The organism is Polynucleobacter parvulilacunae (assembly GCF_018881715.1).
Lineage (GTDB): Bacteria > Pseudomonadota > Gammaproteobacteria > Burkholderiales > Burkholderiaceae > Polynucleobacter > Polynucleobacter parvulilacunae.
This window is the reverse complement of sequence record NZ_JACVPW010000004.1, coordinates 1-17859: the sequence shown is the minus strand read 5'-3', so window position 1 is coordinate 17859 and position 17859 is coordinate 1. Positions and strand designations below refer to the sequence as shown.

Sequence of the window (17859 nt, the reverse complement as noted above, 5' to 3'; positions counted from 1 at the left end):
GAAAAACAGGGTAAAAAGTAATAAAAACGCCCTTTTTAAGTGCTTAAAAGGACACTTTTGACTTAATTATGGACAAAAAGGACTTGATTGACCTTTGCAATCCGTATTTGAGGGTTTTTTTGCAGTAAATCACCAAAAAAAGTGGCATCGCCATCATGGCTTTTATCTCTGAAACTGACCTGTTTTGCTAGATCCGTTTTGACAATAAAACAGCCGATATCTACCGACCCGGGGGAAGGTGCGGTCTTAAGCAAAGAATACGGTGGCTGCAAATGACCGCCTGGATTATTGTGACTGTGAATCATGTCACACATAACAATATCTGCTTGATGAGCATGCAGAGCTTGAAACATATTTTCTAAAAAAATCGGGCAATAGTAATTGTCATCATTCGTTAGTAACAAAAAGGGAGTATCTGCTAGCCCTATACCAATCTCACGCAACGAATGCCCGAAGTCATTATGTCTTTCAGGGGTAAAGGCAAAATTGATTTTGTTGGGATACTTTGTTTTGTATTCTGAAAGTAGGATATCCATCGCCTCGTCATAGCCATCATGCAAAATCAGTAATTTAAAGTTTTGCAATGTTTGCGCCAAGAAACTATGTATGAGCACTGGAATATTTTGATAGCGCTTATAGGCAACACAGACGATCGTAATTTCTGCGACTTGAGTCATGACTGAATAGACTCAAACGTTCTCATTAACTGAGTGATGCGTTGCAAGAAGAGATTGCCGCTATACAAATCTGCAAGAGCTTTCCCTCTTGAAGCAAGGGTTGCTCGCAAACCAGGGTTGTTGCGAAGCTCCCGAAGACATTGAGCTAGAGCAGACACATCCCCCACGGGGTAAAGCAAGCAATTTTCACCATGTTTCCAGCCTACAAACTGGTACACCGGAAGATTAGCTAAGATTACCGGAATGCCCATGGCTGCCGCTTCGAGTGGAGCCAAGGCAAAAGACTCGTCTCCAGAAGTATGGCAATAAATATCAGAGCTTGCTACAGATCCCAAGGCCTTAGAGCGAGGCATTGCCCCACTCCAAGAAATAAAGTCTGGTGATGCCTGGGTAAAATTTTGGAAATCTGCACCAAGACTGCTGGAATCTCCAAGCGAACCGATAAATTCCGCCTGAATAGGAAACTCCTTACTTAGGCCAATAACTACATTTACCAAATCAGTAGGTCGCTTTCTGGCAATAACATTGCCTAGCCAAGACACTTTTAGTGTGCCATTATCGACTTTGGATTTAATATGAACTTCAACCGGTTCTATGCCATAAGGAATAACGGATAAACGTTCTAAGGGCAATTGGTAGGTGAAACTTTTAAAAACAATATTTGGCTGATATACAGTAGAAAAAATAATCTTTTGCGGACGTGCAAATAATTGCTTTACTGCCTGTACTGGCAAAGGGCTACCCCATAGGACGGTATCTGCTTCATGCACCCAAAAAACTATTGGCACATTAGAAATTTTAGCTAAGTAGTCAATATTGAGAAACGAGTTTACTAGCACTACGTTATAGGGTGTCGAAGGCAAGATCTCTGCAATGGGATTCATGCCGGACTCAATCAGGATATCCCGTTGCTCACTTTGACCTCTTGGTTGGAAAACATCAACCTCCCACCCAAGCTGCTTCTTCCAATAGCCCGTTGCAAACCTCAGAGAGCCTTGGGCTCCGTCCATACCCTGTGCATCTGATATCACTAGGATTTTCATTGCTCGCCACCCTGCTCTGTAATAAGCCGATTGCAAACGGCCAACTCCAGTTGAGTTTTTTCCATTTGAGCTTTGATAAATTCAGGGCTCAATTGCGGACCCTCAAGAGAAAGGAACTTATACAGATCGCTACTGACCCATTTACGGGAAAAATAAAGTTGATCCTCAAGCTTTATCTTGGTAATAAAAAGATTGCTGTCTTTGCCACTTCCACTTGGTTCATGCTCTACAAAAGCACTGGGCACCACCAAACAAGTCCATCCTCTTGAGCGTGCTGTAAATGAATAATCCGCATCCGAGCAAATGAACTTCATATTCTCATCAAATAAACCAATTTGCTGAATCATAGAAACACGGATAAGCATACAAGCGCCATTTATCCAATAGGTTTCAAAAGGTGCTTTTGGTAATCTAGTTAAATCATAGGAAATATGACTCCCCCAAGGGAAAGCAGCTGCTGATCCTGCCCAGTTAACTGACTTATTTCTGGATAACGCGATAGGAGCGCAGATACCAGCATGAGGATAGTGGTCCATGGCCAACACTAACTGCTCCAAACACTCTTCATGCAATAGAGCATCTTGGTTTAAGACCAGGATGTAATCATATTCTTCACTTTTGGAAAATTGTTGTATTCCTTCGTTTATTGCCTTAGTAAATAAAACATTATCTTCCGAGTTATCCCGAATATATGGCACCGTTTTGATGCCGCGCTGGGACTCTAGATGCTTCAGCGTCAGTTTTATAGCATCTGGAGCTCGAAAATATGGAATAACGACAGGTATCGGCTTAGACATGTGGGGCGCCAATATCTTTGATTTTTTCTTGTACGAATTGCAATAGTTTTTCGATAGATGCTTGCAGAATCTCGCTAGAGTTATCAATACTCAACTCAGGATTTAAGGGCGGCTCATAAGGAGAGGATATTCCCGTGAAGTCCCTGAGTTCGCCGGTGCGGGCTTTGGCATACAAACCCTTAGGATCACGGCTTTCACAAGCAGCTAAATCAGCTGCTATATGGACCTCCTGAAATAAGCCTTCACCAATGATGTTTCGCGCCTTTAATCGATCTTCTCTAAACGGTGAAATAAATGCAGTAATAACAATCAATCCAGCATCATTCATTAATTTAGCAACCTCAGCTATTCGACGAATATTTTCTGATCGATCGCTTGCTTTAAAACCAAGATCTTGACAAAGACCATGGCGCACATTGTCACCATCAAGAACATAGCAAGGATGCCCCGCCTCCAATAATGATCTTTCCAATGCGAATGCGAGTGTAGATTTTCCAGAAGCACTAAGGCCAGTAAGCCAAATGGTTAGCGGACGCTGCCGCATCATTGCAAAGCGCTCCTCGGGCTGAACATCGCCTTTTTGCCAAACAAGATTTGCGGCTGCTATCTTCATGTGCATACTATTGTGAAATGGCCCGATTCCATAACTCAGGCCATTGCTCGACCCAACAGCAGGTATGGCCATTTTCTTGAATAGGAATAACTTTAAATTGCATGCTGACAGGATAATACTTTGCTAAATTCTGGGTCAGAAACGGTGGAACTATTTCATCTTGACCACCTACGTAGTGAACCTGACGAATCAACTGGGCTTGAACGAGGAAGTCTGTTGGATTTAGAGACCCAGAAAGCGGTCTTAACTGATGATAATCAGTCCACTCATTAGTGTCCAAATTACCAGCGACGGTAATTATCTCAACAATGTCATTCCTTCGACCTGCTATAAGTACAGCCAAAGCACCGCCACCGGAGTACCCGACAAGCACTATTTTTTGAGCTCCCACCAATCCTTTTAATACATCGATTCCATGGTCCAGTGTTTTTACAACCTCTTCTGAATATCGCTCATGGGTCCAGGTTCTAGTCTTGCATTGGGGATTATTTAGAACACCAAGATATTGACAAGGTCTTGCTAGATATGCGGCAGCACCATGAGGCTGATGTAGGGCTAAATCTAAACTCATGGCTCTGCGAGGAGTCGGATCATGCGAAGGAAACTCACCACTCCAAATATTCCCATCACCTTCAATGTATACCGATAGCACTCCGCCAATCGGAGGGGCTGTATTTCTAAGAGAAAATAGCTCGAATCCCCCTTTTTGAGGCGCAGGAATAATTTGCTCTACCCAGCGCTCATTACTTGCTTGCAATAAGGAAGAGTTTGTTACTCTACTCACCCCAGAGGAGGAGCAAGACCCCAGCATAAATGCTATTAATAGGAATGAACAAAAACGGGTAATGTTTTTAAGTATATGCATTGAACTTCTTATGGAAGAATTGACTCGAGCTCTTTTAGCAAGGGGCCCAAGTGCTTCTCATAATGACGCCATCTTTCTACCGAACTTGAGTAAATGGGCTGACGAACCTGAGTCACGCTCGCAGTTCTAATAATTCTTTTATTTTTATAGAAGTCCAAACACGCCGCTTCCCACTTTAGACCTAAAGAATGGATTAAACGCTTCGCCTCACCTTCCATATCGCGCACAATATCTTCATACTGCACCTCAATAAAACTATCCGCCGGAAGTACAGCCTTCCAATGCTCCATGATGCGGACGTAATTCATATAGTGCTTACCTAACTCGATGAGATCATATGTCGGATCTTGATGCCGATTGAATAAACGGGTGTAGCAAGATAAGCAGGTATCCACTGGATTGCGCTTCACATGAATAATTTTGGCATTGGGTAAGGTCAATGGAATAAACCCAAGCGCCATGTAATTTGCCGGCATCTTATCGGTTATGAAGGGTTTATCACCGAGCTTGTGTGTACGTTCTATATATGCATCACCCCATGTATTAAGACTATCTGCGTCTAAAGAACTTATATTGTCCGGATAACCAAAGGATTTGGTTGGGCTGGGTATATTGTGAGCAATCTCTAAAAAATCATGCAGCTCACCAGCTCCATGCACCTTTGAATGACTTGCAACAATCTGCTCTGTTAATGTAGTTCCTGAGCGAGGCATGCCCAAAACAAATATTGGTGATTTACTAAGATTTCCTGAGCCCTGTAGCCGAGAAAAGTATTCCGGCGTAAAAGTCTCGATAATCATATCGGTGCGAGCCGCATCAGCTTCTGCGCTATAGGAAAGCTTATTACGCTTTAATTGAGCGCCAGCAGAAAACTGAGTAAATGCTTTATCAAAGTCGCCAAGATCGTCATATGATTTACCTAAAGCATAGTGCAAAGAAATTTTCTTATCATGAGGCAAGGAATTGATATCAATAGCCATGGCCTCTAATGCGGCTAAATTAGTATCCCCCTTGAGCACTTTTTTGGTTTGACTTAAATGAAAGCGCGCACCTAAATTTTTGGGGTCTTTTTCGAGGGCCTGATTAAGAAGCACTTCTGATTCGTCAATCAGGCCCGCTTCTAAGCGCAAATTCGCAAGTCCTGTAAGCGCATCGGCATTACCAGTATCCATCTCCAAAGCCTTTAAATAAGCGTGCTCGGCTTTTTCTGCATTAAATGCTTCCGTATAGATCACCCCTAATAAACACCAGGCATCAAGCTTGTCTGGATTTTTTTGTAAGGTATCCTCTAATAGCTGTATAGCCTCTTGCGATTTTTCAACTTCGTTCAAAACCCGCGCTAAACCGATAGAAGCTTCTGCATATCCAGGACGGCTTACCAAGGAACGCCTCAGCAAGTCCTCTGCTTTTTCATAGTCCTCCAACTTAAAATATGCCAAACCTAAATTACATAGCGCCTCAGGCGAGTTTGAATAACTATTCAGCACCTTTAACAAAGGTTGTACAGCTTCCTCAGGCCGCTCCTCTTCCACAAGAACTGCACCAATATTAGTAAGCGCTTCCAGAAACTCTGGATTGATTGCTAATGCTTTTCTATACCACTCAAGTGCCTTAGCTTTATTTTGTCTAGCCCTCTCAATACTACCCATATTATTTAAGGACTGAAGCAAGTTAGGAGCCAAGGAAAGCGCATTTTGGTGGGCAACTTCAGCAGCATCATAATTTTTAGCATCAAATAATGCTATGCCTAAATTACTATGTGCAGAAGCCATCGTAGGGTCAACCTCAACCGCCCTCTTACCATGTGTAATCGCATCTTGAATACGACCCTGTTGACGAGACATCTCTGCAAGATTACTTTCAAATAGCGCAGCATTTGGCATGACTGCAATGGCTTGCCTTACTAAATCTAGCGCTAATAATGGTTGACCCGCTTGATAGGTAACAACACCCAACAAATGCAATGCATGAGCCTGACGCGGATCAGCCTGCAATATTCCCCTTAGAGTTTGCTCTGCTTCAGTAAGGCGGCCTGATAATTGCAACTGATTTGCCAACTGTAAGGCTTGCTCAATAGTTGAAATATTTTTTGTTTGGACTACATTAGGCTTAGTGACTTGCTCAATTGGCGTGGTCGGCGGCCTCAAGGTCGCAGGAATATTTGCCCTAGGCAAACCAATTAAAAGTGCTCCAACCGTCTGAATAACGCTTTGCCAATCACCAAAGGTAGGTTGATTAAAAATACGCAAGCTAGGATACCAAGGGCTATCCTCACGTTGATTTAACCATCGCCATTCAGAATCAAAGCGATTGAGCATCCAAACTGGTTTATTAAGAGCGCCAGCCAAATGAATCATTGACGAATCAATGGAAACAATGAGGTCTAGGTTTTCAACTAAACCTGCGGTATCGCCAAAATCCTGCAACTCATCCGTCCAGTCAATCCAATCTACATTCGCGGGAATAGCCGGACGCACATCTTGTGGCGTCCATTTTTGCAAACTCACCCATGTAATTGCCGGAATTTGTAATAGCGGCAAAATTTGCTCAAATCGCAGACTTCTACGAGAGTCATACTGATGAACGGGGCGGCCAGCCCAAGCAATACCAATACGCAATCGACCAGGAGAGGCCTTTGCAAGTCGATCCTGCCAATGTAGTCGAACAGGTTCCGGAACTTTTAGGTACGGAGTCTGCCTGGGAATTGAATCTAAACGTGTTTTGCACAATCGGGGCAATGACATTAATGCACACTGATAATCCCAGGTGGAATAATCTCGAGGCATAAAAGTAAACAAAGTGATTTGATGGTTAAAGGCCCATTCCATCAAACGCAAAGTAGGTGCCGAGCAGACAAAACCCACCTTTTTAAATTGCGTGCCAACTTGCTCTAAATAGCGAGAAAACTGAAACGTATCTCCAAATCCCTGCTCTGTAATAACAAGTAAAGATTTGTTTTTTATGTTAGCTTCACCATTCCACAAAGGCAATGGACATTCAGGTTTTGAGAATGTGCCTTGGGCACTCTCAGCTGAGCCCGTCCAGCGTGCCTCATAGTTCTCTAACCCGCTCTCAAAATCACCGAGTTTTAACTGAACCATTCCTAAATTTAAGCGTGCCATCGCCATTTCTGGTGCAAGCTCTAAGGCTCTCTCAAAAGCGACTTTTGCTTGATCTAAAAGTCCTAAATCCTGCAATAGAAAGCCCAAGCTGTTTAATGCAGAAGGGAAATTAGGTTGGATCTGAAGTGCGCGCTCATAAGCCTTCCTAGATTCGGAAAAACGGTTTAAGCGGTAAAAGGAAATTCCCAGTAAGTGGAGCATGATCGCAATATTTGGATCAGAACCCAGATTGAGTATATCTATTGAAAGCTGGTCAATTACTGCTTGATGCTGCCCTTGTCCCTGAAGATGAAGTATCCGCTCTATGAGGGATCGAGATTGATTGGGATCCCCAATAGATAAACTTCCAGCGATAGAAGTAATTACTTCATCATCTTCAGCATTCACCCGAAACTCACGAACTTGCTCTAGCAGGGGTTGTAAATAACTTTTGAAATGCTTCCAACGCGCTACCGAGGTCTTATAAATAGGCTTTCGAACCTGAGCTACACTCGCTGTTTTAACTAGCCGTTCATTTTTATGGAAATCTAGACATTTTTCATCCCATGGAAGCCCCACAAACTCCAGGATACGACGCGCCTGTTTTTCGGTATCCGTAACTAACTCTTCATAAGACAAATCAAGGATAGTATTTTTTGGTAAGACTTTATGCCAATGCTTCATCAAAGTGATGTAACGTCTGTAATACTTTCCTAATGAATCTAAGTCATATGCAAATTCCATGGTGTCATTAAATAATCTGGAATAGCAGGAGAAACAGGAATCCATAGGATCCCTCATAGCATGTATGACTTTTGCGTTCGGTAGAGCTAGATGGATTATGCCCAAATAGAAAAAATTAGCAGGCATTTTATCGGTAATAAATTTACTCTTTGGAGAGAGCTTCCATACCCTGGATAAATAGTCCTCTCCAATTTTTCTAACCTGCTCTTCGCTTAGACTCAGAATTTTATTAGCGTACGGTTCAGCATCTTGTTGTCCTGTAGCAGCATAAATAGCGCTATTTAAATCTACCAATTCACCTGCACCATACACCGAGCTATGACTTGAAAGGATCTGCTCTAATAGGGTCGTGCCAGATCTAGGCATGCCGACGATAAAGATGGGGGCTCTCTTCTGGTTAACTTCCCCGACCCAATTCTTTCTTTCCTCAAAGAACTTTGAGTTAAAAACCTGCATGACCGATTCAAGTAAACGATCTGCACTTTCTTCATTGACGGGAAGTAAAGTGCGCTGCAAACGATTGCCCTCTTCATAAGCAGCAAACGCTTGGTCATAACGCCCAACGTCATCTAGCGCTTTGCCAATAGCAAATGAATAACGTATTCGAGCGGGTATTGCTAATTCATTACGGCGAGCATAAATCTTCTCTAAAAAACTCAGATGAGGATCATTGACTTCATACGTCTTCAAGGAAGATAGGTTGTAATGGGATTCAACAAATCCAGGATTCGCGGAAATGGCTGCATTAAAACTAGTGCGCGCCTCGTCTAGTCTACCCATTTCACTGTAAATGGCGCCTTGATTATTCTGAGCTTCTGCATGCATCGCATTGAGGGCCACTGCTTTTTCATATGCTGCCAGGGCGGATTTCTTATTGCCCTGTGACTCTAATGCTGAACCTAAGTTATTCCAGGAAAATCCATGCTGCGGATTTAATTTAACAGCTTTGCGATATGCAGTAATCGCCTTTGGGATATCGCCAGCGTCGTTATAAGCTAAACCAAGGTTATATTGTGGCTCTGCATTTTTTGGATCTAACTTACTTGCAGCCTTTCCACATAGAATAGACTGCTCAATCCTACCAATTCGTCGACATAACTCCCCTAAATTACGCTGATATAGTGGATTTAATGGCTCGCTTTGAACTGCTGAACTGAATAATTCAAATGCTTTTTCCAGCTGATTTGCCTGGTACAACAATACGCCAAGCGCATGAAGAGCAGCAGCATTTCTGGGCTCATGAGATAAAACTTCTTGATAGATCCTTGATGCGCCTACGGCATCCCCCCTGCGCTCACATTCCTGCGCTTGAAGTATTTGATTATTAATGTTTTGGGCCATACAAGAATTGCTTAAAGGACATAGTTTCAGGATAGCATTAAGTGATTAAATCAGAATTTCTTTTAACCTCTGAGTGCCTGGAATAGATTTTGGAGGCGTAACTTCCGGCATCGGAGGCTTTTTATTATTAATACTTTCTTGGAGCGTCTTTTTAATAGCCTCAGGAGCGCCTCTTAAGCTAAACCTTGAAAACCCAAAGGAGCCATTTTGCAGAGGAACAGCAAATCCTACAAAACCACCTACCTTTAAAACATCTAAAACTGAATTGAAGGGCTCGAGAATTTGAAAGAGTACTCCACCGACTTGAGCACATTGAAGACCGATTGCAGCAGTCGAGTTAATACCACTCATCAATACCGGAGATTTTGATCCAGGCTGACAAAGCAACGCATCATGCAAATAAAACAGGCATTGCTCACCGCTGCAATACATTCCGAACGAAGAGTTGGGGCCGCCTACTGTAAAAGCTTCAATAGAGTTTGGAGTGTACTGGACTTGCCAATCATCAAATTTGAGACTTTGTTGGGCAAGAAGCTGAGGACTCATCACCACTAGAAGCACCAATAGAATAGATTTTGAAAAATTTATCAAAACTGCCTTTAATCACACTGCATCGATAAGAAAGCCTGGTTTACCCAGTCCTAGATAGATCAATTACCTTTAGAAATCTTAGTGCTTTGCATTAATGCATTTACCGCTTCTTGACGCTTTTGCTGAATAAGGGACTGAGCAATAGTATTTTTTGCCTGATCATAGGTAGGCATCACGAAAGGCCTTACATCATCCACTTTGATGATGTGCCAGCCATTGGATGTTCTTACTGGGGTTTGCGTGATCTTTCCCTTGGTCAGATTTGGAACCAAATCACTGATCGGAGGCGTTAATTGCGTTGGAAGTGCCCATCCAACGATGCCACCCTGCTGACCAGAGCTTTGATCTAAGGACTTCACTTTGGCTAGGTCTGCAAACGAAGCGCCATTATTGATTTGCTTGATCAGCTCAACCCCTTCCGCCTCATTAGCCACTACGATTTGTGAGACCAAATACTCTTTTGAGTTCTTGGGATCCTTGCTGAGCTCTACTTGCTTGTCGTAGACGGCACGCACATCATCATTGGTTACCGGATGACTGGCAAAGTATTGTGCAAACCAAATATCCATCATGGCATTTTGTTCTGCCATCTTGATCTTGAAAGCATTGTTGCCTTTAGTCAGAAGACCCGTCTTCTTAGTATCTTGCGCAACAGCTTCACGCAAAACGAGATCATTCACAATCGATTGACGCAGCTCCGGCGTATCTTTAGCGCCCTCAGATACAGACACCAAAACCCATTGATCTACTTGGGCACTAGTAATTTTTGTGCCATTAACGGTCAGCAGGGTTTTTGAAGTCTGCGCCTGAGCGGGGTTCAGGAAAAAGGCTGTTGCTGCAAATAGGATTGGGATTAATTTAGATTTCATGACTTACTCTTGGCCTTTTTAAGACGGTCCATCAACATTTGCCCCATGATCTCAGGGCGACCTTCAAAAATACGCTGTACTTTATCTGGTCCAGCATGTTTGCGTCTGAGTTCATTGCGCAACTCATGATTTTCAGCAAGCTTGACCACTGCTTTAATGTAATCCTCTGTAGTGGTGGCGACTAACCAGTTGGGCATACCAAAGCGCTCAAATAGGCCTTGGTCGATATGCTCATTGACCTCCCTACCCGTCTTGCAAACACCAATCAATCCAGCGGTTACAGTATCAATAATCCCGTTGGTATTACCAAATGGGAATGGATTGATATACATATCGCATTTGCGCACAATATCCATGTATTCGGTATAGCCGCGGTGAGCATACACAATGGCATAGTCGCCAAGAACATTACGCACTACGCGTTTAACTTGTTCGTAAACCATACCTTGAGCAAAAGCTACCGCGAAATGGAATCGCACTGGCACTTTGCTGCGCAGAGCAATCTCTTTACAAGCATTGAGAAACTCTGGATTGATCTTCATAGCAGAAGCTGCCACCACAATATCCACCACTTCGGGATTTTCGCGAATAATCGGCGGCTCAGGGTTTTGACTTGCTAATCCTGATGGGCGGTATGGCATGCCATCATTAGGTAAGATTAAGAGCTCTTCGCTAAAGCAATCGGGATCACCCACGTAATCCTCTTCTACCACCACATAATCCATTGAAGCTGAATGTGATGTTGCTGGATGACCTAAGGCCATTGCCATCACTGGCGCCAAACGAATATTGGCAAGCATCATAGTGAGGGGGAACATACCAACGCTCGGCATATAAAAGACTTGGGCTTGGCGCTCCTCTGCCGCACCACGTATTTGAGAAATCTGCTCTTGTAAGGATCCTTGCTTAATCTCAATCCACTCATCAAATACCGCATGACCCACAGCATCTGTAGCATTGGCAAGGCCCATACCGACGATGTGGAATAACTCCTTTGCGGCTTCAAGAGTTCTAGAGTGCGTACGATATATAGAGTGGCCCGCATTAAACCATTCCATCACTACCAACATCGTTGGCTTTTGATCTTTTTTAACTGGCAATACCTGGGTTTCTAAAGGCAAAAGCTTGTAGGTCTCTAGCCAACGTTCAATTAAGGTATTAATTGCGCCTTTGATGTCATGCTTATCTGGCCTGTCCGCATAGCTGCAATGCATATAGACGTCGTGCATGATGCCAAATGGTAAGGCTTCTAGGGTTTCAATCTCAGGAAGCTTTTCTGTCAACCAAGGTAGAAGTACTTCGCGCTTGTTGTGTGCCTGCGGGGAACCCAAAAAGCGTGGTGATAAGAGTGCCATGCCTAATGAGGCTGCCAGGTATTTATTGGCATCCCATAATTTATCTATCTCTAAAATAATCTCAGATTCTGGCAGATAGAGCAAAGCAAACTTGGGTAAATCTTGCGCAGTGACTTCTAGGTGACCTAGGTTCCCCTTCCCGGCTAAGTTCAATGCGCGTACTACATGATCCGCATTCAGAAATAAGGTAGAGCCAAAGATCGTTGCAAACCAACGCTGCAGAGTAAATAGTGAGGTTAAGCTTTGTGGCGCAAAGTGGAAATCTTTATCAGAGAATAAGCAAGAGATGGCAGATGCCAAACGTACGCCGACGTGGGCCTCGCGCTCAGCCTCAGAAATCCCAGCTAAAGGTTGAGCCTGAAACTGCATTCCCGGGACACCATAACTACTATCCAAAATAGATAGTAAGTTGACAAGCATCCTGGCTGCTTCTTCATGCTGACGACTATAGGCCGCATGTTCAAAATCTTCGAGCTTAAAAACCATTTAATACTTTCATAAGCAGCTCAAGCGCATCTTATTTACTTGAGCAGGAATTAGAATCTGACGGGGTGCAACTTATATCAGACGCATCACTAACCAAAGTGTTTGAGCCTTTCTTAGTACCTTGACTAGATGATGCGCCACCCGATTTTGATGTGCCCTCATTCGCTGACGGTCCATCCACTTTTGCCGCTCCATCTCCCATTGCTGAAATACCTGCTTTGGTTAGCAATTCACTCATAGGCAAACCGCCTACAGGCGAGCTATCTACCTTTACACCCAAGTCACTCATCGGCGAACTGCCTGGCCTTGTCACTGTATCGCCCATCGATACAGAAACCCCGCCAGTGCTCATGGCAACATCACTGGCCGTTGTCTTCATATACTGAATAGCCTGCTGTGCCTGGTTCATATTCAAGGCGTATTGAGCAATACCCGAATTATTCTGTGCAAGCAAAGTCACCTTAGTCTGGCTTGTCTCAACCAAGTTGCTTTGGGTGATTTGAGGGGTAATATTCTGAACTTGTGGTGGAGCAGGTGGTGGCGGATCAGGGATATGATAAATATTTGCTGGATGTAAATTGGCTAAATTGCTTCCTAAATTTGCCCCTGAGGCCAAAGCAAAAGTAGTATTCGATAGACCGCCTAAAGATCCATTGGATCCTGTAATCATTTCAATGGTGCCATTTTGGCTAGTCAATGTGTTGGCGCCATTTAAGGAAATATTATTAGCCGTATAGGTTTGATTGCCAATCGTATTTACCGAGCCATTTAAATTGAGCTGACCCGTAGGGAAGCTAATGTCAGCAACCAGTGGATTGCTGTTACCCGTGGTGTTGGTATTTTGCTGACCTTGAATAGTCTTCACATTAGCCAATGGAACGAGCAAGCCGATATTACCAGTGCTAATTACTGGAGCGACAGACTCGCCAGGCAAGTTTACGGCCGCCAATACCAAAGAATCTTGCCCGGCAGTAGCGCCGTTAATGTCACCTTTAACGATGATCGACGGATCCATCGATAGCAAGAGACGGATGTTTCCGTTACTGCCATTGCCGCCAATCACAACGGAGCCAGTATATTGCTGGGCACCAAATGTACTCACATCAGCATTTAATTGGATATTTTGTGCTTTAACTTCCATTTCATATGGACTAAAGCTGGCACGACTATAGTTTGCATATGGAATGTACTGGGTTGAGCCATTTTGGACGCTCGCAATATTTTGTCCAACCTGATTATTAAATAGTACTGTACCGTTCGCAGCAGAAATGACTAAATCGCGTTGAGCAGCCGCTGAATCCAGACCAGCACTGATGGCGCCGTTAAAGCTAATATTGCCGGCACTACTATAGAAGTTCGAGATAGCGGAATTATTAGCTGTTGATGGTGTTCCAGAACTTAAGAATGTTAAGTCGCCGTTGTAGGTTTGGTTGCCAGTTGTATTTACAATGCCGCCAAATATGGAGGCTCCATTCACCGTCATGTCACCACCGGTTGTTACATTGCTTGCAAAGTTAGCAGCACCTGTTACAACCACATTACCACCAACACTAGCGCTACCTGTTACTGAGATGCCATTATTAGCAATTAAATTACCGCCAGCATTAATATTACCCAAGGCAGTTACATAACCATTAGCGGTAAATGTATTGGCAATATTGGCATTATTCGATAAGGTCACATTACCGCTAGTAGTCAAGCTTGATACTGCTACCCCTGAAGCAAACGAAAGATTACCGCCAGCAGAAACCAAGGTTGCATTACCCATTGCATTGGCACTTGCAAGGGTTAAGTTATAAGCGCCAATATCTACGGCTCCAGTAATGGAGTTATTGCCAGAAATTGTTAAGTTTCCAGCACCACGTTGCGTAATAACACCTCCACCTGACACGTTATTGGTCAAGTTAAATGGATTGGCTGAAGCAAAAATAATGTTACCGCTATTGCTAATATTGCTTCCAGTGATGCCAACCTGATCACTGTTATATACAACCGATGCATTTGTCGGAATAATGACGCGCGCTACGTTATTGCCATCCGGAATGGCTCCACCAGCCCAGTTAGAGGCCGAAGACCAATTACCGCTAGTATTACCGCCAATATAGGTAACGCAAGAAAGCTGGGTAATAGTGCCGACGTTATCTGTCAAAGTGTTAATAGTTAATGCATAGTTACGCGCATCAGCACCAATCAGACCCATACTCAAGGTCACTGATTTATTGGCGCCAACGTTTCGGTCTGCATAACTACCGGAACCAATCAAACCTACAGCATCATTGGTCAGCACGCCAGCGAGAGTCTGATTGAAGGATAGATTCGCGGCTGTAATACTGGTGCTACCGTCATACACCTTGGTGATCGATTGAACACCTAAATTATTATTTAAAGATTTAGGTGTAATTGTGATCGCACCGGCTACAGCCAAATTATTAAAGTTATTGCCGACAATAGTTAAGTTAGAGGCATTTAGGTTGTAACCACCTACCTGCAAGTTATTTGATGAACTGAATGAACCATTTATAGCGCTCAAGTTAAAGTAAGCTGCTCCCCCTGCACCATCAATGACTGAAACTGTGCCATTAAAGGATGATGCCAATCCAGTAACAATAGTTCCATTATGTAAATACTGCGCCGTCAAATTGTAAGTAGGTGTAGTTCCATAGGTCGCAGTGACATTGGTTGCCTTAATAGCCAATACATCGGCAGGAACAATCGTGTAGTTACCGGCCTGGTAGTTAATGTTGTAGTTGCTTGCAGACCAGTTTGAGGCAACCAGCACTCCTGTGTAATTGCCGGCTAAATTAACTCCTGCATTAGTTCTGGTGATGGCGCCGGTAGTTAATACAGAGGCAGTCTCGCCAGCAACGAATCCGTTGTAAATAACACCACCATACCCAGCTTGATCACTTTGAGTCACAAATTTAAGGTCATTTACAACCCCAACTGTTAAATTCGCTTTAGTAATCACACCACCTGTGGCATCAGCAACGCTCACACGGTAGTTTGCACCAGCATTGTCATCGCTAATAACCACTGAGTTTAGGGTGACCGTCTTATTTGCGCCTGCATTTTTATCGCTATAGGTGATTGCGGCAGAGCTTACTCGGTCGCCACCAACCAACTGTGCCGACAAGGCAGTCAAGTCAGAGGCTGTGGCTAGCTGAATCGTGGCGCCATCGTAGGCCTTGGTTGCATTAGGCGCAACAATAGTGATATTCAATGGCACCACAGTCACACTTGTATTGGCTGTATTTAATATCTCATAATTTCCAAGGCTAGAGCCATTAACCCCAGATAGACTCAAGCCATTCAGACTGGACAAGGTTTGATTTGCCTGTACGTTCTTTGTCGTCATCGTTGCAGCACCAGTAGCTGCAAATGTCTCACCATTGACGCCGCTAACGGTTAGATTTGAGCCAACAATAGCGCTTGAGCCATCGTAAACTTTATAACCCAGGGCAGAAAGTTGTGCTTTGGTAATCGTTAATGTGCCATTAGCCGCCAAAAAGTCATAATTGGCTGCCGCTAAGTTACCTGTATTACCTGCGATGCTGTAGTTACCTACGTTGGTTGTAGCATTTGCTGCATTAGACCCAAGCGCAGAACCAGCAATAGCCGCAGTTGTTGAATTTTCACCATTTACAAAACCAGTAATCGTTTGGGTAAATGTAGGGTTAGCAGAACCATATACACGAGATTGATCATCTGCGGTTACGGTGAGATGCGCTTTATTAATCGTCAATGTACCGTTGGCAGCAGTAAAGTTATAGTTAGCTGCACTTAAATTGCCAACGCTACTTGCAATCGTGTAATTACCTACCCCTGTCAGATTTGTTGCTGTAGTGCTTGCTGCACTAGAACCAGCAACATTGGCGGTAAGAGCAGTCTCCCCGTTCACAAAACCGGTCATTGATTGCGTTAAGGTTGGATTGGACTGACCATACAAGCGGGTTTGATTGTCCGCGGAAACAGTTACTAATGCCTTGGCGATATTGAGCGTGCCATTAGTACCAGTCAATACATAGTTAGTTTCTGTGCCAACGGTAACGGCATTGATATAGATACCAGCATTGGTGCCATTAGCTCCGGTTGCACTGATACTGCTTAAATTAGCAACCGTATCAGTACCCTGCAAGCCAGAGACATTAAACCCTGAAATATTTTGTGTTACTCCGGTATAAGTAGTATTGGCACCATTACCAGTCACCGATAGAGCAGCTTTGGCAATGGTCAATGTGCCATTGACAAAATTGAGGTTGTAGTTAGTAGCAGTACCATTCGCCTGAGTCACATAGGTACCAGCATTTGTACCGGAACCACCAGCGCTCACATTGGTTAATACGGCTATCGTTTCGTTATTGACAAAACCGCTACCGGTAAAGCCTGTTACGCTCTGCTGACTACCGTTGTAAGTCAGGTTTGCGCTATTAGCAGTAACGGTCAGGTTGGCTGGATTGATTGTGAGGTTGCCGGCCGCATAAGTAATGTTGTAGTTACCAACCGAGCCGGTGTTCAAGGTTTGGTTACTTGCTGTCAAACTGTAACTGCCTACGTTGCTACTAGCATTCGCTGCGCTAGTAACTGTGGCATTGCCCAAGGTGTCACCGTTATACAGAGTACTACCAGTATTTAAAGTGACAGTGCCCGTAGTTGGGTTTGCCCCACCATAGGTGCGGCTTTGATTGTCAGCGACCACAGTAATGTTAGCCGGTGTGACCTGTAAATTACCATCTATATAGCTAATGTTGTAGTTTGAAGTGCTAAAGCTAGCATTATTAGTTACATTGCTTGCAGTAATACTGTAGTTACCTACGTTCGTAGTTACCACACTTCCATTGCTACTTAAAGTGACACCGCCGATTGACTGGTTATTCACCAAGCCAGATGTTACGTATCCTGTTGAAGTCAAGTTTGTGCCTAAACCGTACTGGGTTAGCGCGCTGTTTGCTGTAATCGTCAGATTAGCTGGAGTAATTGATGCGGATGTTCCAGGCTGACCACCTGCACCCCAATTGAGTTCGGTTGTTTGCAGTGCATAGTCACTCAAGGTGCTAGTGTGATTTCCACCAACAGTTGAAATAGTCAAATTCGTTGTAGAAATACTGCTTGCATTAACAACATTAGCATTGTTATAGGCGGCAGTACTGAGATTGCTGAGCGTGAGCGTATCCCCAGCTACCAGTCCGGTGATAGTGATGTTTCCTAAACCAACAGTGGCGTTTGCATTGCCGTCATAGACCTTACTGATGTTGCCGGTGGCGCTCAAGGTCACGGTTGCTGCGGTGATATTGGCGTTAGTACCCGCTTGACCGCCACTACCCCAAGTGAGGTTGGTAGTTTGCAAGTTGTAGTCAGTCGTCGCGCTGGCGCTATTACC

Annotated in this window: 10 protein-coding genes; all 10 read right to left on the bottom strand. The window is 43.9% G+C overall.

Features of this window, described 5'->3' with window-relative positions:
• Positions 1-62: 62 nt before the first annotated feature.
• Positions 63-677 carry a glycosyltransferase family 2 protein gene (locus ICN18_RS08330; protein WP_216190052.1) on the bottom strand — a complete coding sequence of 205 codons (615 nt, stop codon included), beginning with the start codon at positions 675-677 and terminating at the stop codon, positions 63-65.
• Positions 674-1720: a glycosyltransferase family 4 protein gene (locus tag ICN18_RS08325; RefSeq protein ID WP_216190051.1), complete on the bottom strand. Its 1047-nt coding sequence runs from the start codon at positions 1718-1720 to the stop codon at positions 674-676. Before ICN18_RS08325 ends, ICN18_RS08330 begins: the two co-directional genes overlap by 4 nt.
• Positions 1717-2517 carry a glycosyltransferase family 2 protein gene (locus ICN18_RS08320; RefSeq protein ID WP_216190050.1) on the bottom strand — a complete coding sequence of 267 codons (801 nt, stop codon included), beginning with the start codon at positions 2515-2517 and terminating at the stop codon, positions 1717-1719. The genes ICN18_RS08325 and ICN18_RS08320 overlap by 4 nt, the downstream gene beginning before the upstream one ends.
• Positions 2510-3130 carry an adenylyl-sulfate kinase gene (gene cysC, locus ICN18_RS08315; protein ID WP_216190061.1) on the bottom strand — a complete coding sequence of 207 codons (621 nt, stop codon included), beginning with the start codon at positions 3128-3130 and terminating at the stop codon, positions 2510-2512. The genes ICN18_RS08320 and cysC overlap by 8 nt, the downstream gene beginning before the upstream one ends.
• A gap of 7 nt (positions 3131-3137) precedes the next feature.
• Positions 3138-3995: an alpha/beta fold hydrolase gene (locus ICN18_RS08310; RefSeq protein ID WP_216190049.1), complete on the bottom strand. Its 858-nt coding sequence runs from the start codon at positions 3993-3995 to the stop codon at positions 3138-3140.
• An 8-nt stretch (positions 3996-4003) separates the two neighbouring features.
• Positions 4004-9181 (bottom strand): sulfotransferase, encoded by a 5178-nt coding sequence (locus ICN18_RS08305; RefSeq protein WP_216190048.1) that lies wholly within the window; start codon positions 9179-9181, stop codon positions 4004-4006.
• Positions 9182-9226: 45 nt separating this feature from the next.
• Positions 9227-9727: a hypothetical protein gene (locus ICN18_RS08300; RefSeq protein WP_216190047.1), complete on the bottom strand. Its 501-nt coding sequence runs from the start codon at positions 9725-9727 to the stop codon at positions 9227-9229.
• Between the two features lie 104 nt (positions 9728-9831).
• Positions 9832-10641: a peptidylprolyl isomerase gene (locus ICN18_RS08295; RefSeq protein ID WP_216190046.1), complete on the bottom strand. Its 810-nt coding sequence runs from the start codon at positions 10639-10641 to the stop codon at positions 9832-9834.
• Entirely contained in the window at positions 10638-12482 is a 1845-nt protein-coding gene (locus tag ICN18_RS08290; protein ID WP_216190045.1) for a peptide transporter, read from the bottom strand. Before ICN18_RS08290 ends, ICN18_RS08295 begins: the two co-directional genes overlap by 4 nt.
• Positions 12483-12513: 31 nt before the next feature.
• The coding region (locus ICN18_RS08285) for a beta strand repeat-containing protein (RefSeq protein WP_216190044.1) at positions 12514-17859 on the bottom strand (5346 nt) is incomplete at its 5' end.